At 40.8% G+C, this 26,980-nt stretch carries 24 protein-coding genes and 3 pseudogenes; 10 read left to right on the top strand and 17 right to left on the bottom strand.

The window, feature by feature from the left end; genetic code table 11:
* Window positions 1-44: 44 nt before the first annotated feature.
* Window positions 45-1,150: pseudogene (locus A4H00_RS07790) on the bottom strand (ISAs1 family transposase).
* Between the two features lie 523 nt (window positions 1,151-1,673).
* Between A4H00_RS07790 and A4H00_RS07785 the strand changes: the two are divergent.
* Window positions 1,674-3,158, top strand: a complete 1,485-nt coding sequence (locus A4H00_RS07785; protein ID WP_067089009.1) for a DUF1846 domain-containing protein — start codon at window positions 1,674-1,676, stop codon at window positions 3,156-3,158.
* A 300-nt stretch (window positions 3,159-3,458) separates the two neighbouring features.
* Here A4H00_RS07785 and whiA read toward each other — a convergent pair whose 3' ends face one another.
* Genes whiA through A4H00_RS07765 form a run of 4 tightly spaced genes read right to left on the bottom strand, consistent with a single transcriptional unit; the run spans window position 3,459 to window position 6,617 of the window.
* Window positions 3,459-4,370 (bottom strand): DNA-binding protein WhiA, encoded by a 912-nt coding sequence (whiA, locus tag A4H00_RS07780; RefSeq protein WP_067089006.1) that lies wholly within the window; start codon window positions 4,368-4,370, stop codon window positions 3,459-3,461.
* A complete protein-coding gene (locus tag A4H00_RS07775) occupies window positions 4,367-5,341 on the bottom strand; it encodes a YvcK family protein (protein ID WP_067089002.1) in 975 nt (324 codons plus the stop codon). Before A4H00_RS07775 ends, whiA begins: the two co-directional genes overlap by 4 nt.
* The gene (rapZ, locus tag A4H00_RS07770) at window positions 5,338-6,225 is read right to left on the bottom strand and encodes an RNase adapter RapZ (protein ID WP_067088999.1); all 888 of its coding nucleotides are present in this window, start codon (window positions 6,223-6,225) and stop codon (window positions 5,338-5,340) included. Before rapZ ends, A4H00_RS07775 begins: the two co-directional genes overlap by 4 nt.
* Before the next feature lie 11 nt (window positions 6,226-6,236).
* Window positions 6,237-6,617 (bottom strand): RidA family protein, encoded by a 381-nt coding sequence (locus A4H00_RS07765; RefSeq protein ID WP_067088994.1) that lies wholly within the window; start codon window positions 6,615-6,617, stop codon window positions 6,237-6,239.
* Between the two features lie 135 nt (window positions 6,618-6,752).
* Between A4H00_RS07765 and A4H00_RS07760 the strand changes: the two genes are divergently transcribed.
* Complete coding sequence (locus A4H00_RS07760; RefSeq protein WP_067088991.1) at window positions 6,753-7,163, top strand: OsmC family protein; 411 nt, start codon at window positions 6,753-6,755, stop codon at window positions 7,161-7,163.
* A 136-nt stretch (window positions 7,164-7,299) separates the two neighbouring features.
* Here the strand turns inward: A4H00_RS07760 and A4H00_RS07755 are convergent, their stop codons facing one another.
* Window positions 7,300-7,860, bottom strand: coding sequence for a TlpA family protein disulfide reductase (locus A4H00_RS07755; RefSeq protein WP_067088988.1), 561 nt, complete (start codon window positions 7,858-7,860; stop codon window positions 7,300-7,302).
* 236 nt (window positions 7,861-8,096) lie between these two features.
* Here A4H00_RS07755 and A4H00_RS07750 point away from each other — a divergent pair.
* Window positions 8,097-9,456, top strand: a pseudogene (locus tag A4H00_RS07750) (transposase).
* Between the two features lie 42 nt (window positions 9,457-9,498).
* On the opposite strand, the gene asnS reads toward A4H00_RS07750, so the two are convergent.
* The 3 genes from asnS to A4H00_RS07735 form a co-directional block, all read right to left on the bottom strand.
* Window positions 9,499-10,845 carry an asparagine--tRNA ligase gene (asnS, locus tag A4H00_RS07745; protein ID WP_067088984.1) on the bottom strand — a complete coding sequence of 449 codons (1,347 nt, stop codon included), beginning with the start codon at window positions 10,843-10,845 and terminating at the stop codon, window positions 9,499-9,501.
* 84 nt (window positions 10,846-10,929) lie between these two features.
* Entirely contained in the window at window positions 10,930-12,108 is a 1,179-nt protein-coding gene (locus A4H00_RS07740; protein ID WP_067088979.1) for a pyridoxal phosphate-dependent aminotransferase, read from the bottom strand.
* Complete coding sequence (locus A4H00_RS07735) at window positions 12,105-12,602, bottom strand: cell wall elongation regulator TseB-like domain-containing protein (RefSeq protein ID WP_237334193.1); 498 nt, start codon at window positions 12,600-12,602, stop codon at window positions 12,105-12,107. The genes A4H00_RS07740 and A4H00_RS07735 overlap by 4 nt, the downstream gene beginning before the upstream one ends.
* A 145-nt stretch (window positions 12,603-12,747) precedes the next feature.
* On the opposite strand from A4H00_RS07735, the gene A4H00_RS07730 reads away from it, so the two are divergent.
* The 3 genes from A4H00_RS07730 (at window position 12,748) to A4H00_RS07720 (ending at window position 14,969) form a co-directional block, all read left to right on the top strand.
* A complete protein-coding gene (locus A4H00_RS07730; protein ID WP_067088971.1) occupies window positions 12,748-13,191 on the top strand; it encodes a MarR family winged helix-turn-helix transcriptional regulator in 444 nt (147 codons plus the stop codon).
* Window positions 13,192-13,309: 118 nt separating this feature from the next.
* Complete coding sequence (locus A4H00_RS07725) at window positions 13,310-13,855, top strand: NADPH-dependent FMN reductase (protein ID WP_067088967.1); 546 nt, start codon at window positions 13,310-13,312, stop codon at window positions 13,853-13,855.
* 112 nt (window positions 13,856-13,967) lie between these two features.
* The gene (locus tag A4H00_RS07720) at window positions 13,968-14,969 is read left to right on the top strand and encodes a hypothetical protein (RefSeq protein WP_067088964.1); all 1,002 of its coding nucleotides are present in this window, start codon (window positions 13,968-13,970) and stop codon (window positions 14,967-14,969) included.
* 734 nt (window positions 14,970-15,703) lie between these two features.
* Here A4H00_RS07720 and yaaA read toward each other — a convergent pair.
* On the bottom strand, window positions 15,704-16,435 hold the full coding sequence (gene yaaA, locus A4H00_RS07715) for a peroxide stress protein YaaA (RefSeq protein ID WP_067088959.1): 732 nt from the start codon (window positions 16,433-16,435) through the stop codon (window positions 15,704-15,706).
* A 102-nt stretch (window positions 16,436-16,537) separates the two neighbouring features.
* On the opposite strand from yaaA, the gene A4H00_RS07710 reads away from it, so the two are divergent.
* The 3 genes and pseudogenes from A4H00_RS07710 (at window position 16,538) to A4H00_RS07700 (ending at window position 18,950) form a co-directional block, all read left to right on the top strand.
* Window positions 16,538-16,987, top strand: coding sequence for a DUF1836 domain-containing protein (locus tag A4H00_RS07710; RefSeq protein ID WP_067088954.1), 450 nt, complete (start codon window positions 16,538-16,540; stop codon window positions 16,985-16,987).
* Window positions 16,971-17,621, top strand: a complete 651-nt coding sequence (trhA, locus tag A4H00_RS07705) for a PAQR family membrane homeostasis protein TrhA (RefSeq protein ID WP_067088950.1) — start codon at window positions 16,971-16,973, stop codon at window positions 17,619-17,621. Before A4H00_RS07710 ends, trhA begins: the two co-directional genes overlap by 17 nt.
* A gap of 61 nt (window positions 17,622-17,682) precedes the next feature.
* Window positions 17,683-18,950, top strand: a pseudogene (locus A4H00_RS07700) (aminotransferase-like domain-containing protein).
* A 132-nt stretch (window positions 18,951-19,082) separates the two neighbouring features.
* Here A4H00_RS07700 and A4H00_RS07695 read toward each other — a convergent pair.
* The 3 genes from A4H00_RS07695 to A4H00_RS07685 form a co-directional block, all read right to left on the bottom strand.
* The gene (locus A4H00_RS07695) at window positions 19,083-19,490 is read right to left on the bottom strand and encodes a GNAT family N-acetyltransferase (protein WP_067088946.1); all 408 of its coding nucleotides are present in this window, start codon (window positions 19,488-19,490) and stop codon (window positions 19,083-19,085) included.
* A 21-nt stretch (window positions 19,491-19,511) separates the two neighbouring features.
* Window positions 19,512-20,003 carry a rhodanese-like domain-containing protein gene (locus A4H00_RS07690; protein ID WP_067088941.1) on the bottom strand — a complete coding sequence of 164 codons (492 nt, stop codon included), beginning with the start codon at window positions 20,001-20,003 and terminating at the stop codon, window positions 19,512-19,514.
* A 161-nt stretch (window positions 20,004-20,164) separates the two neighbouring features.
* On the bottom strand, window positions 20,165-21,010 hold the full coding sequence (locus tag A4H00_RS07685) for a DegV family protein (RefSeq protein WP_067088938.1): 846 nt from the start codon (window positions 21,008-21,010) through the stop codon (window positions 20,165-20,167).
* Between the two features lie 191 nt (window positions 21,011-21,201).
* Between A4H00_RS07685 and A4H00_RS07680 the strand changes: the two genes are divergently transcribed.
* Window positions 21,202-21,615 carry a TetR/AcrR family transcriptional regulator gene (locus A4H00_RS07680; protein WP_067088934.1) on the top strand — a complete coding sequence of 138 codons (414 nt, stop codon included), beginning with the start codon at window positions 21,202-21,204 and terminating at the stop codon, window positions 21,613-21,615.
* A gap of 817 nt (window positions 21,616-22,432) precedes the next feature.
* On the opposite strand, the gene proC is transcribed toward A4H00_RS07680, so the two are convergent.
* The 4 genes from proC to A4H00_RS07660 form a co-directional block, all read right to left on the bottom strand.
* On the bottom strand, window positions 22,433-23,218 hold the full coding sequence (proC, locus tag A4H00_RS07675) for a pyrroline-5-carboxylate reductase (RefSeq protein ID WP_067088930.1): 786 nt from the start codon (window positions 23,216-23,218) through the stop codon (window positions 22,433-22,435).
* Window positions 23,219-23,230: 12 nt separating this feature from the next.
* Window positions 23,231-24,469, bottom strand: coding sequence for a glutamate-5-semialdehyde dehydrogenase (locus tag A4H00_RS07670; RefSeq protein ID WP_067088926.1), 1,239 nt, complete (start codon window positions 24,467-24,469; stop codon window positions 23,231-23,233).
* A gap of 17 nt (window positions 24,470-24,486) precedes the next feature.
* Window positions 24,487-25,563, bottom strand: coding sequence for a glutamate 5-kinase (gene proB / locus A4H00_RS07665; RefSeq protein WP_067088923.1), 1,077 nt, complete (start codon window positions 25,561-25,563; stop codon window positions 24,487-24,489).
* Between the two features lie 275 nt (window positions 25,564-25,838).
* Window positions 25,839-26,792, bottom strand: a complete 954-nt coding sequence (locus A4H00_RS07660) for an alcohol dehydrogenase catalytic domain-containing protein (RefSeq protein WP_257721996.1) — start codon at window positions 26,790-26,792, stop codon at window positions 25,839-25,841.
* Window positions 26,793-26,980: the final 188 nt, after the last annotated feature.

Raw genomic sequence — 26,980 nt, 5'->3', positions numbered from 1 at the left:
TGAAACGTTCTTCTCCCTTTTTCTCCCTCAAACACTTTTTTGATTTAAAATAGTCGTTTCAAATACTGGTCAAAGGATAGACTAAGGGCATATTTCTTGCGTCGCATGCTCATTTTCTTTCCAAAATCCAGCCGTTTTAGGACAGCGAGGCAGAATTTGTCCATTACATTCAAATTAAACGCTAATTGCTTGTTCAATGTCTTATTCGCATCTTCTCGAAAAACAACATCTAACAGCCAATGCAGGCTCTCTATCTGCCAATGACCGCGTACATAGTCGCATAATTCCTTGGCGCTAACCTGACTACTCAAGATAAAGTAGCGGGTTTCTTCACTCTCTTGACCATTCTTGGTGATGTGAATATGAGCTCGTCCTATACTCTGAATATGACCCCATTCTGGATGGGCTTTCCGGAGCCAACGAGTATTGTTGATGACCTCATACTGTCTCAACTCGATTTGACCATGTGCTTTCTCAAGCGTCTCATAGCTATCATCTCGCTCAGTATCTACCTCGAAAAAGGGCCGAATATCTGCTAGAAGGCTCCTCTGATTATCTTTTACGGCTAGCCTTCTTCTTGATAATCTTATCCGCAATAGCCTTCTGGGTTCCCATGGCATCAAGGCTTATCATACAGCCCTTCACTGAAATCATGTCTAATAACTCTGGTATCGCTGTGATTTCATTAGACTTTTCATCTGTCGCTACTTGACCATAGGAAATCCCTAAGTCTGTCGCATAAGCTGAGACAATATGCAAGGCTTTCTGCCTTGGGCTGGCATTCCCTCGAATCATCTTTCCGTCAATCGCTATCAGGCGTTTCGAAAATCGAGTAAAACTCTTAGCTGATAGTTCTGCTTCTTCAAGGAGAGCAGACTACATCTGTGTTACTTCTACTAGAACTTGGGGATTTAGGGTCGCAAAGACACATTGGAGCGTATCATGAGACGGAATCCCATTTTCTAACTCCAACACAGTTCGCAAGGAAGACTCGTAGGCATTTCCCAAACTCCTCAATTTCATCCCAATATTCTGCACCTGATAGACGTGCAAAGAAAATAAGTAGCACAATATCTGATAAGAGGTGCTTGATTTTCCATGGTTCTCTGTCATCACGGACATGTATCAAAAAATCGAGTAGCCCATTCATAACAAAATCCTCCACTATCTCTAGTATAGCAGAGGATTCAATCTTAAATTATGAAACTCTTATCTGAAAGCGATATTTTATTCATGCGTTTGTCGTGGGTAATCTTCACGACAACCTATATACAAAGTAAATAGTGAAATCCATTTTCACAATTATGTTGAAAATACAGATCTGTCTTCTTTCTTTGCTAACTAACTGCCCAAGCAGAAAGTGATGATAAGCTGGGCATCATAGAACTAACTCTTCTGTCCTATCGACCCTCCACCGTAGTTGCTACCTTTCAAAGCTCTACTAGACGCCTTGGATTCTAACTATCTTTGCAATCATTTCTCCAAAACAAACCCTTTATCGGTATCAAACTTGACTGTCTTGTTTTCTGCATTAAAGAACTTAGCATTGCTGAACTTTTTAAGCATAAAATGACACTATCATCTATTGCATATAAATATATTTTCCATGAAATAACGGTAAATCGTTTTCTTTTTGAAAACTTTTTATTATAATCTTAAAAGAGGTGAAAAATGTGAAAAAAATTGCTTTTGATTCAACAAAATACTTACAACTACAACGTGACCATATTTTAGAGCGTATCCAGCAGTTTGACGGAAAATTGTATATGGAATTTGGCGGAAAAATGCTAGAAGATTTCCATGCCGCCCGTGTGCTTCCTGGTTATGAGCCTGACAATAAAATTAAGCTCCTTCAAGAATTAAAAGAGCAGGTTGAGATTGTCATTGCCATTAATGCAAGTAACATTGAACATTCTAAGGCCCGTGGTGATTTAGGCATTTCCTACGACCAAGAAGTGCTGCGCTTGATTGATACCTTTAACGACTTGGGAATCTATGTCGGCTCTGTCGTCATTACCCAGTACACCAATCAACCAGCTGCTGACGCTTTCCGTCATCAATTAGAAAAAAATGGTATCCAGTCCTATCTCCACTATCCAATCAAGGGATATCCATCTGATATTGACTACATTATTTCACCAGAAGGTATGGGTAAAAATGACTATATCGAAACGAGTCGCAATCTGATTGTCGTGACCGCACCTGGTCCTGGTTCTGGAAAGCTCGCAACTTGTATCTCGCAACTCTACCATGACCAATTGCACGGTATCAAGGCAGGCTATGCCAAATTTGAAACCTTCCCTGTCTGGAATTTACCGCTTCATCATCCTGTCAATCTGGCCTACGAAGCAGCAACTGCTGACCTAGATGACCTCAATATGATTGACCCCTTCCATTTGCAAACCTACGGCAAAACAGCAATCAACTACAACCGTGACATCGAAGTCTTCCCTGTTCTTAATCGAACCTTTGAGCGTATTTTAGCTAAATCTCCATACGCATCACCGACGGACATGGGTGTCAATATGGTGGGCTACTCGATTGTCGATGAAGAGGCAGCCATTGCCGCATCAAAAGAAGAAATTATCCGCCGCTACTATCAAACCTTGGTAGACTTCAAGGCTGAACGAGTTCCAGCATCTGCTGTGAAAAAAATTGAACTCTTGATGAACGAAGTGGGTGTTTCACCAAGCGACCGCAAGGTAACTATTGCAGCGCGTGCCAAAGCAGAAGCAACCGGTCAGCCAGCTCTTGCCATTGAACTGCCTAATGGTGAGATTGTCACAGGTAAAACCTCTGACCTCTTTGGTCCATCTGCGGCTGTCATCATCAATGCCATTAAAAATTTAGCTAATATTGACAAGGCAACACACTTGATTGAACCAGAGTATGTCAAACCAATTCAAAACCTCAAAATCAATCATCTAGGCAACCGTAATCCACGTCTGCACTCTAGCGAACTACTGATTGCCCTTGCCATTACTGCTATGAACAAGCCAGAAGCAGATCTTGCCATGAAACAATTAGGCAATTTAAGCGGCAGCGAATGCCACTCTACCGTAACGCTTCCAGAAGAAGACCGCAATGTCCTCCGCAAACTCGGTATTAATGTCACCTTTGACCCCAACTACCAACACAATAAGTTTTATCATAAATGAAACAACAACCTCTGATGGTAAATGAACCGCACCCCAGACGTTAGATTCTCAGTCTAACTTTTGGGATGCGGTTCATTTTTGTCCGGCCTTTTTCATCTTTCATTCCGATGAGTTGCGTGATATTATTGAAGCGTTCCATAAGATCCTTTCTAATGAGTTTTTAATCGCTTTTCATGATAAGTTTTATGGGACTTTTCGCGTAGTCAAAAAGCTCTATAATCTCCACAGTGGATTTACCCACCACAAAAATTATAGAGTCCATATCTTTTCAGCAGACTCGTTTCAAGTCCAACCTGATTTTTATAATTCATCCGCAATTTTATTGATTTTACGCAGTCGGTGATTGAGGCCGCTCTTTGTGATTGGTTTTGAAAGACTATCTGCCAACTGCTGAATCGAATAGTCTGGATGTTGAATCCGCAATTGAGCGACTTCTTGCAAATCAGACGGTAACTGATCTAAGCCAATGCTTTCCATAATCTTAGAAATATTGTTGATTGTTTTCATACTGGCCGTAACAGTTCGAGCAATGTTAGCAGCCTCTGCATTAATAGCTCGGTTGAGATCATTGCGTGTTTCCCGAAGCAATTTGACATTTTCAAATTCTGTCTTTGCTTCTTCTGCCCCAACGATTAAGAGAAAGTCCATAATATCTTCTGCACGCTGCAAATAGGTAATACTCCCTTTAGAGCGCTCAATGACTTTACCATCCAAGAGAAATTTTTGCAGCAAATTAGCCAAGTCATGAGCATGATCTTCATAGATGGAAGCAATTTCCAGCTGGTATTTACCTGTTTCAGGATCTTTCACCGAACCACTCGCTAAAAAGGCGCCTCGTAGATAGGACTGGCTCCAGCTATCATTTTCCAAAATAGCAGGTGCAATCCCCGTTTCCAAACCAAAGAAACTATCTGCTAGGTAGAGATCATCTAAAATCGCATTGACCTCCTCCTCTAAAAATACCGTATAAACACGGTTCTTTCGAAGATTTGTCTTTTGATGATGACGAATTTCAGCCTTAACCTCATAAAAATGATAGAGCATCTCATAGAGGTGGCGGGCAATCTTGGCGTTTTCGCTGCTAATCGACAAGGTCAAACCAGTTGAAGCCAAACCGAGACTGCCAGATAGTTTAATCATAGCTGCTAATTCACTCTTTTCAGTCTGACCATGACTGATGATTTCTTCTTTCACCTGCACACTAAAACTCATGATTTCACCTGTAAAATTTTCAAGAGTTCTTCGACCACTAAGTCCCCGTCATGAAAGGCTCCGCCATTTTCCAAGCGCAAGAAATTTGAAGAAATGACACGCTGGGCTTGTGCTTGCAGACCTGTAAAATCATGTTTTACCTGCACCAAGTATTCATCAAATTGGTAGGTATTCATGTATTCTTTTGGAACCGGCTCTATATTGACAAGAACCGTATCAATCACATTGTCCCCTAAATGCTTGTTCAACACGCGCACATGGTCTGCATCACTAAAAAATTCCGTTTCCCCTCTCTGGGTCATAATGTTACAAACATAGGTCACATCTGCCTTGGTTTCTTTTAAGGCCTGCCCAATCTCTGAAATCATTAAATTAGGCAAAATGGAAGTGAATAAAGAACCTGGCCCCAAGACAATCATATCGCTTTCTAAAATACTCTCAACCACCTTCCGACTAGCGGTTGGTTCATCTTGGTTGTATGAGTTGGTCACAAAAACACGATCAATCATCCCCTTATACCCAGCAATCTTACTTTCTCCTACCACCTCGTGACCATCTGTAAAAACCGCATGAAGTGTCAAGGCATTCTCACTGGAAGGATAAATTTTACCAGTCGTGTGGAAAAATTTTGATAGCAACTGCATCGCATGATAGGTCGAGCCCTGCATTTCAGAGATACCAGCGATGATTAGATTTCCTAACGGATGCCCTGCTAGGGCTCCATCCGTTTCTGCAAACCGATATTGGAAAATACGCTCATAGAGCTTTGGCATATCAGACATGGCGAGCAAGACATTTCTTAAATCACCGGGCGGTGTCATCTGTAAGGCCTGACGGATTTCACCAGAAGATCCACCATCATCTGCTACGGTTACAATGGCAGTAATATCCACATCCTTATCCCGCAGACTTTTTAGAATCACTGGAATGCCTGTCCCACCTCCAATGACTGTAATTCTAGGCTTTCTCATGAACGATTAACCGTTTCCTTTCGTCTGTCTTTATCACGATGACTAAGGTTGACCACCCAGCCTGTTTCTAAATCATCTGCTAGACGTTTCGCAAAAGCCACACTACGGTGCTGACCGCCAGTACAGCCAACTGCAATGGTCAAAACAGACTTGCCTTCCTTTTGATAGCCAGGCAAAATAGGTTCAATTAAACCAAGTAAATGCTTGTAGAAAGACTCCGACTCTTCATGCTCCATGACATAGTTAAATACCGGCTCATCCAGTCCTGTCAAATTCCGTAATTCTACCTGATAATAGGGATTTGGTAAGAAACGGACATCAAAAACCAAATCTGCATCAAGTGGCAAACCATATTTGAAACCAAATGAGATCACTTCTACACGAAAAGAAGGTTGATTGGTCAGACTAGCAAATTGATCTGAAATTTCTTTGCGTAAATTGCGCGGTGTCAATTCTGTCGTGTCAATTACATTCTGACTCATATTTTTGAGGGGAGCTAGTAATTCACGCTCCAATTGAATACCATCAAGAACACGGCCGTCTGCCGCAAGTGGATGAGAACGACGAGTTTCCTTATAACGGGCAACCAATTCACTGTCTGTAGCATCTAGAAAAAGAATTTTGAAGTCTACATCATCAGCCGATTCAATCTCGTCAAGAACTTGACGAATCTCCGCAAAAAAGGAACGGCTACGCATATCAACCACAACCGCTACCTTGTCATTGTCTTGACTATGGCGCATTAACTCTAAAAATTTTGGTAAGAGGGCAGGAGGCATATTATCAACTGTAAAATAGCCCAAATCCTCAAACGATTGGATAGCGACAGTCTTTCCAGCACCTGACATTCCTGTGACAATCACCAGATGAAATTTTTCTGACATAGAATTCCTTTCTAGTTTTCGACGAGCGCAATCACTTCAATTTCCACTTTAACATCACGTGGTAAGCGAGCAACTTCAACAGCTGAACGAGCTGGAAATGCAGCTGAAAAGGCAGTTTGGTAAACAGCATTAAAAGCTGCAAAATCATTCATATCACTCAAGAAACAGGTCGTTTTTACCACATGGTCAAAATCTGTTCCTGCTTCTGTTAAAATAGCCTCAATATTTTTTAAGACTTGCTGTGTTTGTTCCTCAATCGTTGTGCCGACAATCTCTCCCGTTTCTGGAGATAAGGGTACTTGGCCAGAAGCAAATAAAAGATTTCCAACAACCTTTCCTTGCACATACGGTCCAATAGCTGCTGGAGCTTTATCTGTGTGAATTGTTTTCATCGCATGAATACCTCATTCGTTTTTTCTTTATTATAGCACATTTTTAGCAAATGAGAGGCAAATCGTCTTGCTCTCTTTCTTTTCTGATTTGGTGTATAATGAGCCTATACCAATTTGAAATTCAAGGAGAATGCTATGCTTTATTCTGTTACGGCGACCAATCACGATGGTATTCATGGCTCTGTATCGTTATCTAGCGAAAAGTCAGTCCAGACAGCTCATCCTCTCACTAAAGAAGAAGGTTTTAATCCGGAAGAACTCATGGCAACAGCTTGGGCAACCTGCCTAAATGCGACCATTCAAGCTCTCTTGGAAAGCCAAAAGCAAGGGCGCCAATCACGGGTTGAGGTGACTTGTGAACTCCACCGAGAATCTACTCTTGGCAAGGGGTACTACTTTCAAGTCAATGCCAAGGCTAGCATTGAAGGATTCTCACTTGAAGAAGCTGAAAGCCTCGTCCAACAAGCCCATCAGCGTTGCCCCATTTCCAAACTGATTTCTCAGAGCCAAACTATTTCACTCCAAACGGTTGAATGGGACACGTAACTGACCACAATTTAAAAGAGAGTAGGACTTAATCGTGATTTCATAGAAATTGATTGTCCACTCTCTTTTTATTGTATGCTACTACCAATAATAGATTCAATTCCACTACAACGGACTGTTGGCTATTTTTCTATCTTTACTTCAGACTATTTAAGCGACTCTCTAATTCCTTTTTCGTCATAGCTCCTTCAAATTTTTGTGCAATGGTTCCGTCATGATTGATAAAAATATGAGTCGGGAAAGCTCTGACTTGATAGGATTTAAAAACTTGATCCTTGGTATCAAACAAGACTGGATAAGTAATACCTAAATCATCTGCCACTTCCATAATCTGTTCCTTAGACTGCTCCGCTGGTCGTGCATTTTCAAACTCTTTTTCAGCTGAGGACACAACAGATAAGAACACAAGATCGTCCTTCTCCTTCAGCCCTTGATAGACTTCTTCTAGCTCTGGAATCTCCTGCTTACAAGGCCCACACCAGCTAGCCCAAAGATTGAGATAAACTTTTTTCCCTTTAAAATCCGCTAAGGACACATCATTGACATCTCTATCTTTGATTGTAAAGGATGGGGCTTCCTTGCCAACCATCTGCTGAACCGCAGGACTTTCAGAATGATTGGTTCCCCTCATTTCCCCGCATGCTACAAGAGTTAATAAAGATAAGCTCAATACAATGTAGATCATTCCTTTTTTCATCAATCCTACCTCCTGAAATCTTTTCTATTATTATACCATATTATTTTATATCAATATACATTGTTATCATTTAAAAAATCCTCGTCTGTTTGCACAGACAAGGAGATAATGAGGCTCTATAATATCTGTAGTGGGTACGCCCGCCACAGAGATTATGGAGCCTTTTTCAGTGTAGAAAAAAAGTTCCATATGACCTATAATGAAAAGCGACAAAACTATCATTTAGAAAGACTCATATGGAACAACTAAATCTTATCACAAATTTTCTCAAAATGAAAGACAAAAATATCACTATCACTAATGAATGCGACATGGGAACACACTTAGAACTCCACGGTCACTTGGATTACACAGCCCCTAAATGCCCTTCCTGCAAGGGACAAATGGCTAAGTACGACTTCCAGAAAGCCTCTAAAATCCCCTACTTAGAAACTGCTGGCTACCCGCTACTTATCCGCCTTCGAAAGCGTCGTTTCAAGTGCAAAGACTGTGGGAAAATAGCGGTCGCTGAAACTCCTATTGTTAAGAAGAACCATCAAATCTCTGTCGCTGTCAACCAGAAAATCGCACAATTACTCATCGAAAAGCAAGCAATGACACATATCGCACACAGACTCTCCATTTCTACATCTACAGTTATTCGAAAACTCAATGAGTTTAAATTTGAAACGGATTGGGATAAGCTTCCAGAAGTCATGTCTTGGGATGAGTATGCCTTCAAGAAAGGGAAAATGAGCTTTATCGCTCAAGATTTTGACACAAATAACATCATCGCTATCCTTGATGGAAGAACGCAAGCAACCATCCGAAATCACTTTCTGCGTTATCCTAGAAAGGTTAGAAATCGGGTCAAAGTCATTACCATGGATATGTTTAGCCCCTATTATAAATTGGCTAAACCCTTCGCCCTCCAATTTCTAAGCTCAGACTGAAACAGTCTATTCCCAGACTGTTTCACTCCCTTACGCTAAAATTGTTCTTGATCGCTTTCACATTGTGCAACATCTCAGCCGTGCTATGAACCGTGTCCGTACCCAAATCATGAATGCTTTTGACCGCAAATCGCATGAATACAAGACGCTCAAACGCTACTGGAAAACCTCGCTTTTTTATTTCTGGGCTCGGGCTAAATCAGTCCACTGGACTGATTTACTCCAACAGGATAGCCGTAAACTCAGTGACAAGCGGTTTTATCGCCCTACTTTTCGCATGCATTTGACCAATAAGGAAATCTTAGACAAGCTCCTATCCTACTCAGATGAGTTACGACAACATTATGAACTCTATCAACTTCTTTTATTCCATTTCCAAGAGAAAAACTCAGATCATTTCTTTGACCTAATTGAGCAAGAAATAGCCACTGTTAACCCTATTTTCCAGACGGTATTTAAGACGTTTCTAAAGGATAAGGACAAGGTTTTAAACGCCTTGGAATTGCCTTATTTCAACGCTAAATTGGAAGCTACCAATAATCTTATCAAAGTCATCAAGCGTAATGCCTTTGGATTTCGGAACTTTGAAAACTTCAAAAAGCGGATTTTGATTGCCATCAACATCAAAAAAGAGAAGACCAATTTGGTCCTCTCTAGGTGTTAGCTTTTCATCTACCCACTACAGTTGACAAAGAGCCGATAATGATTATGGTTTTAAGCGATGGAGCATCCGTGGGAATGGAATGGCTTCACGAATATGTTTGGTACCAGCGACAAAGGTTACCATCCGCTCGATTCCAATTCCAAATCCTGCATGGGGAACTGAACCATATTTACGAAGATCAAGGTAGAATTCATACTCTGAACGATCCATGCCAAGGCTCTCCATTTTGGCAACAAGGGCATCGTAATCATCTTCACGGACAGAACCACCGATGATTTCCCCGTATCCTTCTGGTGCTAGTAAGTCTGCACAAAGCACGCGCTCTGAATTGCCAGGAACTGGTTTCATATAGAAAGCCTTGAAACTTGCTGGATAGTTGACCACAAAGGTTGGCACACCAAAGTAGTTTGAAATCCATGTTTCATGAGGCGAACCAAAATCGTCTCCATGCTCCAAATGTTCATAGTCTGTATCTTCATCTGCTTCATGCTCTTGAAGAAGACTAATCGCATCATCATAGGATACACGCTTGAAAGGCTCAGCGATGTATTTCTTCAAGAGGTCTGTATCACGGTCCAAGGTTTCAAGAGCTTGTGGTGCACGGTCCAAAACGCCTTGAATCAGTGCTTTTACATAAGCTTCTTGCAAGTCTAATGATTCTTCATGAGAGAGGAAGGAATACTCCGCATCCATCATCCAAAACTCCGTCAAGTGACGACGTGTTTTTGATTTTTCTGCACGAAATACTGGACCAAAGTCAAATACACGCCCTAGTGCCATCGCTCCTGCTTCCAAGTACAATTGCCCTGATTGGCTCAAGTAAGCAGGGGTTCCAAAGTAATCTGTTTCAAACAGTTCTGTCGAATCTTCTGCCGCATTTCCAGACAGGATTGGACTGTCAAACTTGATAAAGCCATTCTTATCAAAGAACTCATAAGTCGCATAAATAATAGCGTTACGAATTTGCATAATGGCCATTTGCTTACGAGAACGGAGCCACAAGTGGCGATTGTCCATCAAGAAATCCGTTCCATGTTCTTTCGGCGTAATTGGATAGTCTTTTGAATCACCAACTACCTCAAGATCCGTAATATCCAACTCATAGCCGAATTTTGACCGTTCATCTTCTTTGACGATACCTGTTACCAACACAGATGTTTCCTGGCTGAGTTTTTTAACAGTATCAAACTTAGCTGTTCCTTCTTCTTCACCAAATGTTTCAATAAAGTTTGGCTTAAAAGCAACCGCTTGGAAAAAAGCAGTTCCGTCACGAAGTTGCAAAAAGGCTAATTTCCCTTTCCCTGATTTGTTGGCAACCCAAGCACCAATGGTTATTTTTTCACCAACATGGTCTTTGACATTAATAATCGATACTAACTCTTTAGACATAATTTCTCCTGTTCTTTTGTATAATGCTCTGTTAACTTTCTTAGGCAGTAGTCCACCGCAACAAGGACGAAGCTCCGTTTTCACTTACCCTTCCATAAATGTTTTTAGGCGTTTAACAGCTTCTTTTAAGGTATCAAGGTCTGTCGCATAGCTGAGACGGACATTTTCAGGTGCACCAAATCCTGCTCCCGTCACCAAGGCAACTCCGACTTCTTCTAAAATCGCTGTTGTAAAGGCTGTCACATCCGTGAAACCTTTCATGTCCATGGCTTTTTTTACATTTGGAAAGAGATAGAAAGCACCTTGCGGCTTGACCACTTCAAAGCCTGGAACTTCAGCCAGTAAGGGATAAATGGTATTGAGCCGCTCTTCAAAGGCTTGACGCATTTCTTCTACTGTATCCTGCTCGCCAATTAGGGCTTCAATCGCTCCATACTGGGCTACGGCTGTTGGATTAGACGTTGTTTGTCCCGCAACCTTGGTCATTGCTGCAATAATCTCTGGCTCCCCAACCGCATAGCCAATTCGCCAACCAGTCATAGCATAGGTCTTAGAGACACCGTTAATCACAACCGTCTGCTTCCGAATGGCTTCTGACAAGCTGGAAATAGGGGTGAAGGTATTCCCATTATAGACAAGTCGTCCATAAATATCATCTGCTAGGATGAGAATGTCATGCTCTACAGCCCAATTCCCAATCGCAAGAAGTTCCTCCCTGCTATAAATCATACCAGTTGGATTAGACGGTGAATTGAGAACCAAAACCTTGGTTTTAGCCGTTCGTGCTGCTTCTAATTGCGCAACGGTCACCTTAAAATCATTGGCTTCTCTTGCCTGCACAAAAACAGGTATACCTTCCGCCATTTTAATCTGATCCGCATAACTAACCCAATAAGGGGTTGGAATAATCACCTCATCAAGCGGATTGATGACACTCATGAAAAAGGTATAGAGAGAGAATTTTGCTCCTGTTGCTACCGTCACCTGATTTGGTGCTACAGAATAGCCATAAAATTTCTCAAAATAGTCACTAATAGCCGCCTTTAATTCTGGCAACCCACTTGTTACCGTATAAAAACTCGCACGACCATCTCTAATAGCAGCTATGGCTGCCTCTTGAATATTTTCTGGAGTGGTGAAGTCAGGTTCTCCCAAGGTCAAGGATAAAATATCCCTTCCTTCTGCCTTTAACTGCTTAGCACGCGCACCCGCAGCCAAGGTCACACTTTCTTCCATTTCAAGCACTCGTTTTGATACCTTCATATTCCCTCCTTGCTCAGAAATGTTCCATTTTCAAAAGAAATCACGTAGTAGGTCTGGCCCGACTTGACTTCCCAAATCGGTTGATTGTTGAAGTAACCCAAGACAACTCGCTCAATCTCACCAGCCCCATTTTCTTTGGCAATGGCTTTTGCATCCTCTTGAGAAATTCCCTCCGTAGCCTTGTAAACAAAAATGTTAGAGGATTCTTCTGATATCAAGACGAAGATAGGCTCATTCTCTTGATTCGTTCCCGAAACACTATAATAGCTTGTTTCTCCAGTATAGCGAGCAACATTTGTAATCGAGCTTACCCCTGCATAGTCTATCGCTATCTGCTCTGCATGCTGCCGGCCTTCCAAAAAAGGCTTAGCAGAAACCTCTAAAATATAGAGGAAAGAAAAAATCAACACAGATACTAGGACAAAAAATCCTATCGCATATTGTTTTCCAAGTGTCATACCGTTTTTATAGGATACATTTCTCTTTTTTGCCATAATAGGATTATTATACTATATCTTAAGCTAAAATGCCATTTTTTCTAGTCATTTATCCGAATTTTCCAGCCATTTTCGCCAGATTCTATTGCTTCTAAGAGTGATTCTCCTTGCAGTTCTCTCCAAATATTGCTACACTAGTCCTATGATAGAAAAAGTCGAAAAAGCTATTGCTCGCAATCAAGAAGCACTTCGTAGTCTGATTATCTTACATAGAGCCTCTGATACCATCTACAAACAAGAAGTTGAAACCATGAAAAAATACCATTTGACTATGGGGCAGTTTGGTGTATTAGAGACCTTGTATAACAAGGGAGACCTCCGCATTCAAGAATTGATTGATAAACTGCTTAGCACCTCTGGCAATATGACCGTCGTCATCAAGAATATGATTCGGGACGGCTATATCACTAAGGTTCCAGATTGTGATGATAAGCGAGCTTCTAGGATTCACTTGACCGATCTTGGTCGCAAGACGATTGAAGAGATTCTCCCTGAACATTATGACAATATTGGCTGTATTTTTGATGTCTTAAGCCTTGAAGAACAAGATACATTAAACACCATTTTAAAAAAATTCAAAAGATAAGACAATATTATTGCTAATTAGTGATATTTTTGTTATTCTATCCTCATAGCATTCCTAGCAGAAGATTTTTTCTAGCAGATGGAGGCACCATTTATTATCTTTTAAGGAGGCCATACCTATGGCAAATGTATTATTTTTAGTCGGTTCACTGCGTGAAGGTTCATTCAACCACCAACTGGCAAAACAAGCCGAAGAATTACTAAAGGGCAAGGCGACTGTATCTTATCTGGATTACACTCAAGTTCCTGTCTTTAACGAAGATCTTGAGACACCTGTGCTTCCTGCGATTGCTGCAGCTCGTCAAGCAGTTGAGCAAGCAGATGCTATCTGGATTTTCTCTCCAGTTTACAACTACGGTATTCCAGGTCCTGTGAAAAATATTCTTGACTGGCTCAGCCGTGCTCTTGACTTATCAAATCCAAAAGGGCCTTCTGTCTTACAAGATAAATTAGTGACAGTATCTGCCGTTGCAAATGGTGGACACGAGCCACTCTTTACAGCCTATAAAGCACTTCTACCATTCATCCGCACACAAGTAGTCGGTGAATTTACAGCCTCTGCAATCAATCCAGAAGCTTGGGGGACTGGTCAACTCGTCCTTTCAGAAGAAGTAGCTGTACAGCTTGAAAAACAAGCAAGCGATCTCTTAACAGCTATTGGCTAACCCTATCAAACTAGAGGCAAGCGTCTCTAGTTTTTTCATTCTCAATTTTTTGCGACCCTATCTATTGGAAAAAAGGATAAGATAGCTTATAATAATACGTAGGAGGAAAACCATGAACATGAAATTACTATCTCGTATAGGAGTGTGCAGTGTTGTAGGGCTAGCATTGTTGACTGCCTGCTCTCGTCCATCAGAAAAGACCAGCCCTTCATCTGATCTACCTGCTTTGACAAATACATTCAGCAATTCAGATTTTAAACCAATGACCGCTAAATCAGGCTTATTTTCAATTCAAGTACCAAGCGATTGGATTGCTAGCGACAGCGATACTAGCAATGATTTTTCAGCCTATTCTGCTGGAAATGATTATTTTCTCACAGCAAATCGCTACGCTAAAGTCGATTCGCCACTATCCTTGGAAGACTTTGCTCGCTCACTTTTAAACAATTCAGAAGAAACAAAATCAGAAAATCTTCAACTAACCCAAACAACCATTTCTGGTAAGTCTGGCTTTCTTTACACCAAAGAGGTCAATAAAGAAAAACAATTACTTCTCTTTTTCTACGAAGAAGATGGGGAATATCGTTTGATTAGTCTTGTAGCACATCCTGATAACGCTAATAAGACTCAGGAATTTCTAAACCAATCTGTTGCTTCTTGGACCACACTTGCTACTACGAAACAAGTGAACTTTAACTACGGTCAAGCGGTTACCGTTCCAAATTCTGCCTTGAGTGTCGCCCTTCCAACTAGTTGGAAGCAAGATACAGAAGGTGCTCCTGCTGATACTATAGTTTATCAAGACAGTAGCAATGGGATTCGTCTATCTATCCGAGGAGTTTCTACTACAGGCTATACAGTCGATCTCAACGAAATTGCTGACCAACTTGCCCCTGAAAACAGCAAGCCAACTAAGGAAGAAATTACTCTCGGTAATTACCACGGGTATCGCCTGTCTCTTAGCCAAACATCAAGTACCCAATCCAATTATATCGTTCATATCTACGCTTTTCATATCAATGAAACGCTCGTTACCTTTACTGCTTCTGCCAAAACGAGCGATACTGCACTTCTACAATCAACCATGGAAGCCATTATCTCTTCAATGAAATAATTTCTTCTATACGGAAAATCAAAAAGCATGTCACTCGCTTTGGTGCTAGGACATGCTTTTTTGTTAGGATATAGTGAATTGAATAAAGTTTAGGACATCGTTATACTCTATAAAAATCAAAATCTGACTAGGAAACGAAATCGTAGCTAGAACTGAAGTTCAGCAAGGTAAGTTAACGACGTCAGACTTTGATTTTTGACGAGTATAAGTCGCTTTGCTTCAATAGTCCAGTAGACTGTTGAAGGTTGGAAATAGGGATTATGGAGCAATCCTCAATTAACGCCAGTTCTATCTGCAGCTCCTTGCCTTCTCCTATTCCTTCATAAGATACGAGGGCGTATAAAGCACAAAGTGAAAATAGGAAGTCTGACAAAGAGCCAGCAGACTCTAGGAAGACTTATCTTTTTCACACAGTGCTTAGCCCGAGTTCAGTTTCATAAGATACGAGGGCGTATAAAGCACAAAGTGAAAATAGAAAGTCTGACGAAGAGCCAAAGGAGATTTTGCTCTGCAAACTCCTATCACTCACCTCCAAAGGTATACTATACCTTTGGAGCTAGGAAGACTTATCCCTAAAGGGAGCCTCTGCTGTAACCAACTAAAGTTGGAACATCTGCGTCCCCACTAAAGGGAGCCTCTGCTGTAACCAACTAAAGCTGGAACATCTGCGTCTCTTTTTTACACAGCTCTTGGTCTGTGTTCAGTTCTCAATCCACTATAACGAACAGAACACATTACGGTTGCTTTCTTACAAAGACTAATTTTTGCTCCTCTGACAAATCCGCGCGGTAGGCAAAGCCATCAAAGGTGAGCTGGCTAATCTCATCAAGGGTCTGAACATCCTGTTCTGCCATGAGTGAGACGAGACGACCGCGCCCTTTTTTAGAAATGGTCGAATGAATTTTCAATTGTCCAGCCCGATTTTCCATAAAGACAATCTGAATCATCCGCTTTTGAATAGCTGGTGAAAAAACCTGTTCAAATTCAGATGAAGAAAGGGAGATAATCAAATCCTCTTCTGCCACCTGCTCATCATATTGAGCCCGCCAAAATTGCTTAAGCGATTGTCCCTCAACTTTTAGCTGACCTTGAAAATCCAAACGGTGTGGAGAAATCAAGGTAAAGGGGGAAATCAGACCATAAAAACCCGTTGCAATTCGAACATAGCGCTGCCAGTATTCCTGCTCTACTTGGCTCAATTCCCTCCGTTTCATATACCGATACATAAGGCCATCATAGAGTGTCCAGGCTGGATAAGTCTTGGCTTGTCCATGGGCAATTCTGTACCAGCGGTCGGCTTCCAGTTCTGTCTTGTCGCTGTTTAGTTTATAAAAAGCCGCTAGTTCTTCTACGGACAAATTTCTGATTGCTCCTAAGACCGCACTTGATTCTTCAGAAAGTGGCACAAAGGGATGATTGTCTAAATTGGTATTTAATTCTTTCGCATTTGGCAAGATAATTTTCATATTCTGATTATATCATACCTTCCTCCTTTTACTCTTTTCTTGCTTTTTTATTTATAAGATGTTATTATCTAGTTATAATAACTAGATATAAAGGAGTAAACAATGATTTCCTTACCTAAATGGCAGCAATTACCCGATTTGGATCTCTATCTAGACCAAGTTCTACTCTATGTCAATCAACAGACTCTCCCCTTTTTAGCCAATCGTGAAAAGCCTCTTACTGCTTCTATGGTCAATAATTATGTCAAACACGGCTATATTCCTAAACCGATTAAGAAAAAATACAGTCGTACACAAGTCGCTCGCTTGATTGTTTTGAGTATTTATAAGCCAATTTTTCCGATTGCAACCATACAGGAGATGATTGATCTGTTAACAGAAAATGATGAGGCTTCCCTTCTATACGATGCCTTTGTGGATTGCCTTTCTGGTATCGAAAATGAAGAGCAACCACTGATTTTACAAAAAGCCTGTCAGACCATTCACTCTTACCAAGCCACACTCGCACTCGTTCCAGCCTTGAAAGGAGAAGCTGATGAATCAACATTTTAAACTATCCCTCCAACTCTCATTCGGAGAAGAGGTAGGCAATGCCATTACTCATGCAGTTAGTGCCTTTTTCATGCTCCTTCTGCTGCCTTTTTCAGCGATTTATAGCTATGAACGCGTTGGCTTGATTCAAGCTATTGGGGTGTCTATTTTTATTATTAGCCTCTTTCTCATGTTTCTCTCCTCCACTATTTACCATTCAATGGCCTATGGTTCAACCCACAAATATATTCTACGGATTATCGACCACAGTATGATTTACATTGCTATTGCAGGTAGCTACACTCCTATCCTCTTGACTCTCATGCCCAATTGGCAAGGCTATCTCGTTTTAGTTATCCAATGGGCAACAACGATTTTTGGCATTCTCTACAAAATTTTTGCCAAACAAATCAACGAACGATTCAGTCTAGCTCTTTATCTGATTATGGGCTGGCTGGTTGTCTTTATCCTCCCCCAAGTCCTTGCTCAAACAGGTCCAATTTTCTGGTTTCTGATGTTGGCAGGGGGAATGGCTTATAGTATCGGAGCTATCTTTTACGCTAAGAAAAAGCCCTATTTTCATATGATTTGGCACTTATTTATCATTTTAGCTAGTTTCTTGCAGTACCTTGCGATTGTCTTTTATATGGTCTAATCTATCTGTAAGACTTGTTTCTAAGACTAAAAGACCGTATACTATCTGTAGGGGGACAGTTATGACGACTAAATACCAAACAATTATTCAGGATATTATCACAGGCATTGAAGAACACCGTTTTAAAAGAGGGCAAAAACTACCTTCCATTCGCAAACTCAGTGAACAATACCAGTGTAGTAAAGACACTGTTCAAAAGGCCATGTTGGAGTTGAAATACCAAAATCGGATTTATGCAGTAGAAAAAAGTGGCTATTACATCTTAGAAGACCAAGATTTTCAAGACACGACCCTCTCGCTGAATCCAGAGGATTTTTTGCAACTACCCTACGATGATTTTCGAACCTGCGTCCATGAAAGCCTAGTCGGAAGGGAAAAGTATCTTTTTAATTACTATCATCAGCAGGAAGGGTTGGAAGAATTGATTGACTCGCTCTACCAGCTCCTTATGGACTACCATGTTTATTGTAAAAAAGACCAACTGGTCATTACAGCAGGTAGCCAACAAGCCCTCTACATCCTAACACAAATGCAGCTGTCTTCAGGCAAACAGGAAATCCTGATTGAAGAGCCGACTTACTATCGGATGAAAACCCTATTAGATGAGCAGAAACTCCCCTATCAAACGATTGAGCGCACCTTAAATGGAATTGACCTTACTCAACTAGAGACCATTTTTAAAAGCGGAAAAATTAAGTATTTCTATACTATTCCCCGTCTCCACAATCCCTTGGGGACAACCTATACTCGTACCATTCAAGAGGCAATTGTGCAATTAGCAGACCAATATGATGTCTATGTCATTGAGGATGATTATCTGGCGGACTTCGATGCTGCAAAGACCTTGCCACTCCATTATCTGGATACGCATGATCGTGTCATCTACATCAAATCCTTTACTCCTACCCTCTTTCCGGCTTTGCGTCTAGGGGGATTGTACTTCCTCATTATCTACGGTCTCGTTTTTTACAGCACAAGAGTTTGATTGATTATGACACCAACCTCATCATGCAAAAGGCTCTCTCGCTTTATATTGATAATGGTATGTTTGCTCGCAATACACGCCACCTCTATCAGTTAAAGCAGGCACATGAGCAAGAAATGCGTGAACGCTTATCCCGCTATCATCTCACTTATCCTCATCATCTTACCCAAGACATACTGACCGTTCAGCTTCCGAAAGAAAAAATCAGCGCCCGTCTCAAACATGGCCTAGTCAATACCCAGCTCATCACAGGTCAGTCCTATGACTATCTCCAACTATCTTATAGCCAAACGTTTCCAACAGACTTGCATCAGATGATAGAAGAGTTAGAAAAAATCAGCTAGATTCTATACCTAGCTGATTTTTGCTTGAAGCACACAATGTTGACGATAATGATTTTATCAAAAAGTAATCAATTGATTATATTTTGTTATCCTGTAAGCTCATTACTCATACCGACGCATAAACATATAGTCTTATTCAACCGTATCCGAGAATGAAAATCCTTGTTTCGCCCAGAACCTTTGGGCTTCTTCATTCTGAATGCGAACAGGTAACGAAATACGCTTTGCCCGATACATTTCTTGCAAATACTCTGTGCAACGGCTTGCCGCCTGAGTCCCATACCCCCTGCCTTGAAAGGCGATATCAATTAAAAAATTAATGATTTGCGGATTCTCTTCTCCAACATACATAGATACAAAGCCAATAATTTGCTCCTCTTGATAAATCGCAAAGGCCTCCATACTATCTCGATAGACCCATGCTTCTGCTAGGGAATAGAGGACAGAATCGACAAAATCATTCTGCTCTTTCTCTACACCACCTGTCAAGTCAATACAGGCTTGAAAGTTTTCTTCATCAATAGTCTTAAATGTTATCACATTCTCACCTCTTTCTTTGATTTATTCCCACCATTCCTTTAATCTAGCGCCAATCACCTTGATCTGTTCAAGGCCGCCAAGATCATAAACATATCGAAATCCTTGGTCACGCAAAGATCTAGCTGCTTGAGCCGAAGACACACCATCCGAACCATAAAGATAAATAGGCACATCATGGATAAGACTTGGAAATTCCTGCTTTTCTAGAGTCGATAAAGGAAGAGGTTCTGCGATGTCAACATGACCGAGCTGGTATTCGATAAAAGAGCGGACATCGTAACACTTGGCACCATTCGTAACAGCAGCACGCACCTGTTCAAAACGAATCTGATAGGTCTGCGCATCTTGACTAGCTTTGGACCAGTTGATTCTTGCTTCCATTCCTTCCCCTCCCCTCAACTGCGTCTTAATCAGCTGATTCTCCTTGGGAGGAGCTTTTGGCTGAAACTGTACATATCCAACAAAGCCTAGCAAAAGGACCAGGACTAAGAAGATACTAGCTGATTTCTTCATTGACCTCCCCATTTTCCATCATCTATCTACTCATTAAACACTAAAAATAGGCTAGTTTACTCAATAGTAAACTGAAACACACTGAGAGGAGCAAAATCTTTAGCATATCTAAGAGTAGAAAAAGGCATTCAACCGAAGTTACTGCCTTATTCATCTCATCATTAAATTTCATAGCCCATTAACAAACCATTTTCTTCTGCATAAAAGCTACACAGTCCTGAAGTTGGAAGGGCTTCAATCAAGGCTTCCGGATACATATTGCGCACCAATTCAGCAAATTGCTGGCAGAATTTTTCATTGTTGCGGTGGGCAATCACAATCCGACCACCCTTATAGCCTGCTTTTAGCAATTCTTCAAATGCTGTTGTAACTGATTTTTTGTGTCCACGCGCTTTTTGAAGCAATTCCAATTTGCCTTCGCTACTTGCTTCCCCTACCATACGGATATTAAGCAATCCAACAACTGCACCAACTAACTTGCTCAAGCGCCCGTTTTTAACCAAATTATTCACCTTAGCAAGAACAAAGAGTAATTTCGTACGCTTTTGATAATCAACAATAGCGGAAACCAACTCTCCAAACTCTAGTCCTTTAGCAATCAGACGATTGATTTCTCCAACCAATAAATCCATTTCTCCCCCCGCAGAAAGGCTATCAATCAAATGAATATTGGCTGAAGGATGTTCTTCTAAAAACATTTCTTTAGCAACTCGAGCACTATTGTAACTACCAGACAAGGAACCTGTCAAGGTTAGGACGATGATATTGTCTGCCCCTTGGTAAGCTGCTTCATAGGCTTGTGGGCTAGGACAGGCAGAACCTGCTGCTTCTGATGAGGCAGACATCACTTCCATCATCTGGTCAATGTCCAAGTCTTTGTCATCAAGAAAACTTTGATTTTCAACACGAACTGTAAAGGGAATAATCTCAAATTGCGTATCTGGTGCAAGATTCGGTAATTCTTTGTAATCACATCCTGAGTCCGCAACAATTTTCCATTTAGCCATAAATGTATTTCCATTCTATTAGTAGTAAGGCTGAGATTTTTATTTGACAAGCAAACTATCTTACTTTACAATTATATCATGAAACAATACGAAGTGAAAGCATTTTCTTTCGGCTGTAACAGCCCCAATGCTTCTTCCCATTGCAACTGGCATACCGTTAAAAAATCGATTGATATGAGTAAAGGAAACCCATGAAAAAACGAATGATTTCCCCTAAGTCGTTAAAAAATCTTTCGCAATCAAATACCGAAATCAACCAATTAACCCGTGAATCTATTGAGACAGCTCTGCTATTTTTATTGGAAAAAAAGGAGCTGAAGCACATTTCTATTTCCGAATTAGTCAAAAAGGCTGGTGTATCACGCAATGCTTTTTATCGAAATTACAAATCCAAAGAGGAAATTTTAGAGTTGGCCTATGCCAAAACATCGCAAAATCTCATGGACAAATGGCAACAACTGCAAAAAAAGGTCCAAGAAGAAGGCATCCAACAAAGCTTTACAGACTTTCTTCAGCAGCAAAAAGGAAAGGTGGAAGATACCAAGACCTTTTCCAATATTAGTCAATGGATTAAGGATAAAACCAATCAGTTGAATAACAGATAAGCTATAGTGAATTGAATAAAGGTTAGGACATCGTTCAGTCACTTTGCTTCAATAGTCCAGTGAACTGTTAATAGAGATTATGGAGTAATCCTCAATTAATGCCAGTTCTATCTGCAGCTTCTTGCCTTGTCCTATTCCTTTTTCAATCCACTATAAAACGAGGCTGGGACAAAAGTGCCCAGCCTCGCTTTTTTATAGCTTTAACAGTTTGACTTATATCAATAGCCAAGGGAGTGACGATTGATACCTGAGCTTAAAAATTTGAAAGCGAAATTGACAAAATCGATTTCTTCGAAATCACGATTGAGTCCCACTCCCGTTTTAGCTTATCTAGCTCTCGAGATTCTAGGCTCGGGCTAAAATAATCCACTGGATTATTTCAGCTTGAAGAAAAAGTCTTTTTATTGCCACCATCCTCATGTGCTTTCGGACATCAGCGACTTCCTTCGGAATTCCATGATTCATCTTCGAGTCTAAGGTCTCGAAGATGCCGAGTGACAGAAAACCTTCATTTAATACCGTTTTCTGTCACTTTTAGCACGGAGGAGGTGCGGTATTGTGCTCGCTACGCTCGCAAGTTTTCTAACCTTAAAACTACAGAAAATGAAATATCATTGTAATGTTTTTCTGAATTGTGAGGTTTGTCTACATTCTAAAATAATCCACTGGATTAACCTCGCTTTTGAATTTCTGGGCTCGGGCTAAAATAATCCACTGGATTAACCTCGCTTTTGAATTTCTAGGCTCGGGCTAAAATAATCCACTGGATTAACCTCGCTTTTGAATTTCTAGGCTCGGGCTAAAATAATCCACTGGATTATTTTAGTCCCAATTCTTTCGTCCGTTTTATGGCTGCTTTTATGGCTGACATAAGGGTGTAGCGGAAGCCTTCTTTTTCTAATCTGATGACTCCTGCAATGGTTGAGCCTCCTGGCGAGGTGACTTCTTGGCGTAATTGGGCTGGATGTTTGCTACTGGTTAAGACCATTTGCGCAGAACCTACTAGGGTCTGAGCTGCTAGATATTTAGCATCATCTGCACTCAATCCATGTGCTACTCCAGCATCCATCATGGCTTCAATCCATTGATAGACAAACGCTGGTCCACATCCTGCAAGAGCTGTTGCAGCATCTATCAATTGTTCATCCACTCGCTTGACTTGACCTGATTGGGATAAGAGATACTCAGTCATCGTAGCCAAATCTGGATTATATAGCGCATAGGTTGTCATTCCTTGACCGATTGCAACAGGAGTATTAGGCATGATTCGAACCACTTGACTAATCGGCAAATACTGCGCTAGTTGTTCTAAGTTAACGCCTGCTGCCATGGAAATCCAAACCGCAGAGGTATTTTCCTGAATCGCTTCCTTCAAACTATCCAGTAGGGAAGGCAATAGATAGGGTTTTACCCCTAAAAAGAGAACATCCGCTTCCTGAGCCATTTGAAAATTCGAAAGAATACGTCCACCTAGTTGCTCCTGTAAGGCCTCTGCTTGCTCTTGGTGATGATCACTAAGAAGGAGTTCTACATCTGCCAACTTTGAAACTGCAAGCGCAAGAGCTGATCCCATATTGCCCAAGCCAATAAATCCAACTTTCATAAATAGCCCTTTCTATCGTACCTGACCTGTACCAGTAATAATATACTTGTAGGTCGTCATCTCACGCAAGCCCATTGGACCACGTGCGTGCATTTTTTGCGTTGAAATTCCTAATTCGCAGCCTAGACCAAATTCACCGCCATCTGTAAAACGAGTAGAGGCATTGACATAGACAGCTGCTGAATCCACTACTTGAGTGAAATAGGTTGCCGTTGCTTCCTCTTCTGTTACAATTGCTTCACTATGACCTGTCGAATGAGCTGCAATGTGTCTTGTTGCTGCTACCACATCATCTACTACTTTTACTGCTAGGATATAGTCTAAAAATTCTGTATCAAAGTCATTGTCTCCTGCTGGATGAGCTTGTTTTAAATATGTAATAGCTCGCTCATCTGCCCGCAACTCTACCTGACCAGCTAGTCTTTCTTCTAATAATGGTAAGAAGGAGGCTGCAAGATCTGCATGGACCAGCAACACTTCTGCCGCATTACAGACAGACGGGCGACTTATTTTAGCATTGCTGACAATGGACAGAGCCTTTTGAATATCTGCCTTTTGATCCACATAAACATGACAAATCCCCGTTCCTGTTTCAATCACAGGTACTGTCGCTTGCTCGACAACTGCTTGAATCAAGCCGGCTCCACCTCTTGGTACTAGCAAGTCAATCTTCCCCTTAGCTGTCATCAGTTCTTGAGCTGATCGACGACTTGTGTCCTGCACCAATTCAATCACTTCTGGGGCAATTCCTGCCTGCTCAAGACCAGCCTTTAAGGCGCCGACAATCGCTTGATTCGAATGAAAGGCTTCCTTTCCACCACGAAGAATGACGGCATTTCCACTTTTAATGGCAAGCGCAGCTGCATCCGAGGTCACATTGGGTCTACTTTCATAAATCATTCCGATGAGGCCGAAAGGAACCGCTTTTTTCTGAATTTCAAGTCCATTTACTGCCTGGTACTGATCCAGAACCAAACCAACAGGATCTGGAAGGTCAATGAGGGCTCGAATACCGTCTGCCATGGCCTGTACACGTTCTGCTGTCAAGAGTAGGCGATCCTGCATGACAGGTGCGATTGTTCCTTGTGCTTGTTCCATATCACGGGCATTTGCTACTAAAATCTGCTCACTATTGCTTTCCAATTGGGTAGCCATCGCTTGAAGGGCTGCATTTTTTTGATCTGTACTAGCCAAATTGATAGCAGACTTATGCGCTAACAGGCTGTCTAACAAAGCTTGCGTTGTCGTCATATTCTGTTTTATCCTTTCTATAAACTAACCCAATCATTGCGGTGAATAAAGATTCCCTCCGCCCTTTTCGTCGCTAATTTTTGCTCTAATTCTTTCGAGGAAAGTTTTACGCGACCTTTTCCAATGATTCGGTGGGTATCTTGATGGTAGACAGATACAATATCACCTGACTGAAAGGTCCCTTCTACCGCCTTAATTCCTGCAAGCAGTAAGCTCCGTCCTTGCAGTAGCATGGCCTCTGCTGCACCTGTATCAATCTCTACCGAAGCATCTGTTCTTGCATAAAAGGCTAGCCATTGTTTGCGTTGGTTGAGTGCTTCATGATCTGCCAAGAAAAGGGTTCCTTTATTAGATTGAGTGACAGCTTGAATAAGAGCTGTATCCTCTTTTGATGAGCAAATAAAGACGGGTACTCCTGACTTAGTGGCAATTTGCGCCGCCTGTAATTTTGTCGTCATGCCACCTGTACCATTTGTTGACCCTGCCCCTGCTGCCATAGCAAATAAGTCTTCGCTAATTTCTGCAACTTCAGCCAAATGGCGTGCGTTCGGATCTGTATTGGGATTGGCAGTATAAAGACCATCCACATCCGTTAAGAGAACCAGCAAATCCGCTTTTAAAAGGGAAGCAACCTGAGCAGATAAGGTGTCATTATCTCCAACCTTGATTTCTTCAATAGCAATCGTATCATTCTCATTGATAATCGGAATGGCCTTCTGATGTAGAAGAACTTGCAAGGCCTGTGAAGCATTCTGATAGCGCCTAGCATCTGCAAAATCCTCCTGTGTTAAGAGAACTTGGGCTGATACAATCCCGTCTTTCATCAGGTTTTGCGTGTACTCTTCAATCAATAGCCCTTGGCCAACCGCAGCACTTGCCTGCTTTTCTGCAATTTTGGTTGGTCGCTTGTCAAAACCTAAACGACGAAAACCAGCTGCAATGGATCCTGAAGTCACCAAAACCAACTGGTATCCTTTTTGATGAAGCTGGGCCAATTGATTAGTAATCCGCGCAATTTTGATACGGTCTAAACTACCATTTTCTTGCGTGAGGGAACTCGTCCCCACTTTAAATACAATTAATTTACCACTCATTGCACTTTCTCATTTCCTCATTAGATAAGGAAAAGTATAGCATATTTCAAGCAATTTGACCATAGCTTTGTAACCGCCCAACAACAAAGTGTATTGGGCGGTTACTATCATAAAAAGAGCAAGACTACAATTAACGTCGCCTTACTGTTTTTATGATAAGTTAATAAGCTATTTTATACAAATTATCGACTTTGTGATTTTATTTTTTGCTAGATTATTAAAGTTTAATTTCAGTATTTTAAACGCTATTATCTCTATAATTAAGTGGTTAAAGCTCACTTTTTATATGTCATTACTACTTTTCCAAATCTACTTCGCATATTATATGTAGAATCTAAAAATTCAGCGCCGTGATATATATCCACAATTTTATCAATCTGAATAGGAGCATTATTGGGATTATAGTTACTAATTGCTAGACGCAAATCTTCAGTTGTCCCAATACAATTCCCAATAATATAAAGATTATTAATCATTGCTTGAAGCATCAATAAATTGAATTTGTTTGAACGGATATCATCAGTTTTTTCTTCAAAAGAGCTGTGCTGATTTTTAAATCCACAAGTAATGTATCTACCATTAAAATTAAGATGAGGAATACAATTCAGTAAATTTAAATCATAGAATGGGTCAAAAATAACATCAAATTTTCCTAAATTTAATTCTTCCCAACTTTTTAAACCTCGTTCAATTTTAATAACCTTCGCTGGAGACACAAAGTCTAATTCTTCTATGGACCAATCCGTTGTCGTAAGAGCTGTGACATCATACCCATCTGTCAATAGTGATTTAATGATAAACATAGAAGTATTAGATCGAGAGCTCGTAACAAGTATCTTATCGCTATTCTTGATATTACATCTCCGAATCATACTTGAAGAAGTCTGTGCTCCAATTGAAAATGATGCTGCCACGTAATCATTCATATCATCTGGAATCGCTAATACTTTAGATTTATGGAGTTTCAACCATCCTTTTGAAGCCTCATTTGTAACAACACCTGTTGCTACTCCTTCATATTCTCTATATGGATAATAGCAATTTGGGATTACTCTCGTTCCGATTTTCAGATCTGTTACCCCTGCACCGACTTCAGTAATTGTTCCAACAAAATCTGAACCAAAAAAACTGACTGGTTTTGCTGAAGTTCCTTTATTCTTCATATTTATTGCTGATTTGACTATTAATGCCTTATCACGATAATTACAAGAAAAAGCATCTACATGAATTAAAACGAAATCATCATTTTGAGGATTTTTAGGATCAAAGTTAGGTCTGATGACATCAACTACACCACTGGTTACACTTGTCCCTAAAATATCAATATCTTATTTGTTTTTTATACATTCTTCTGGTAGTAACTCTGTATTAATAATAGCTAATGCTTCCATATTTACCTCCTTTGTTTATTAAACAA

It is taken from the genome of Streptococcus marmotae (assembly GCF_001623565.1).
Taxonomy (GTDB): Bacteria; Bacillota; Bacilli; order Lactobacillales; family Streptococcaceae; genus Streptococcus; species Streptococcus marmotae.
This window is presented reverse-complemented; position numbering and strand designations above follow the sequence as displayed.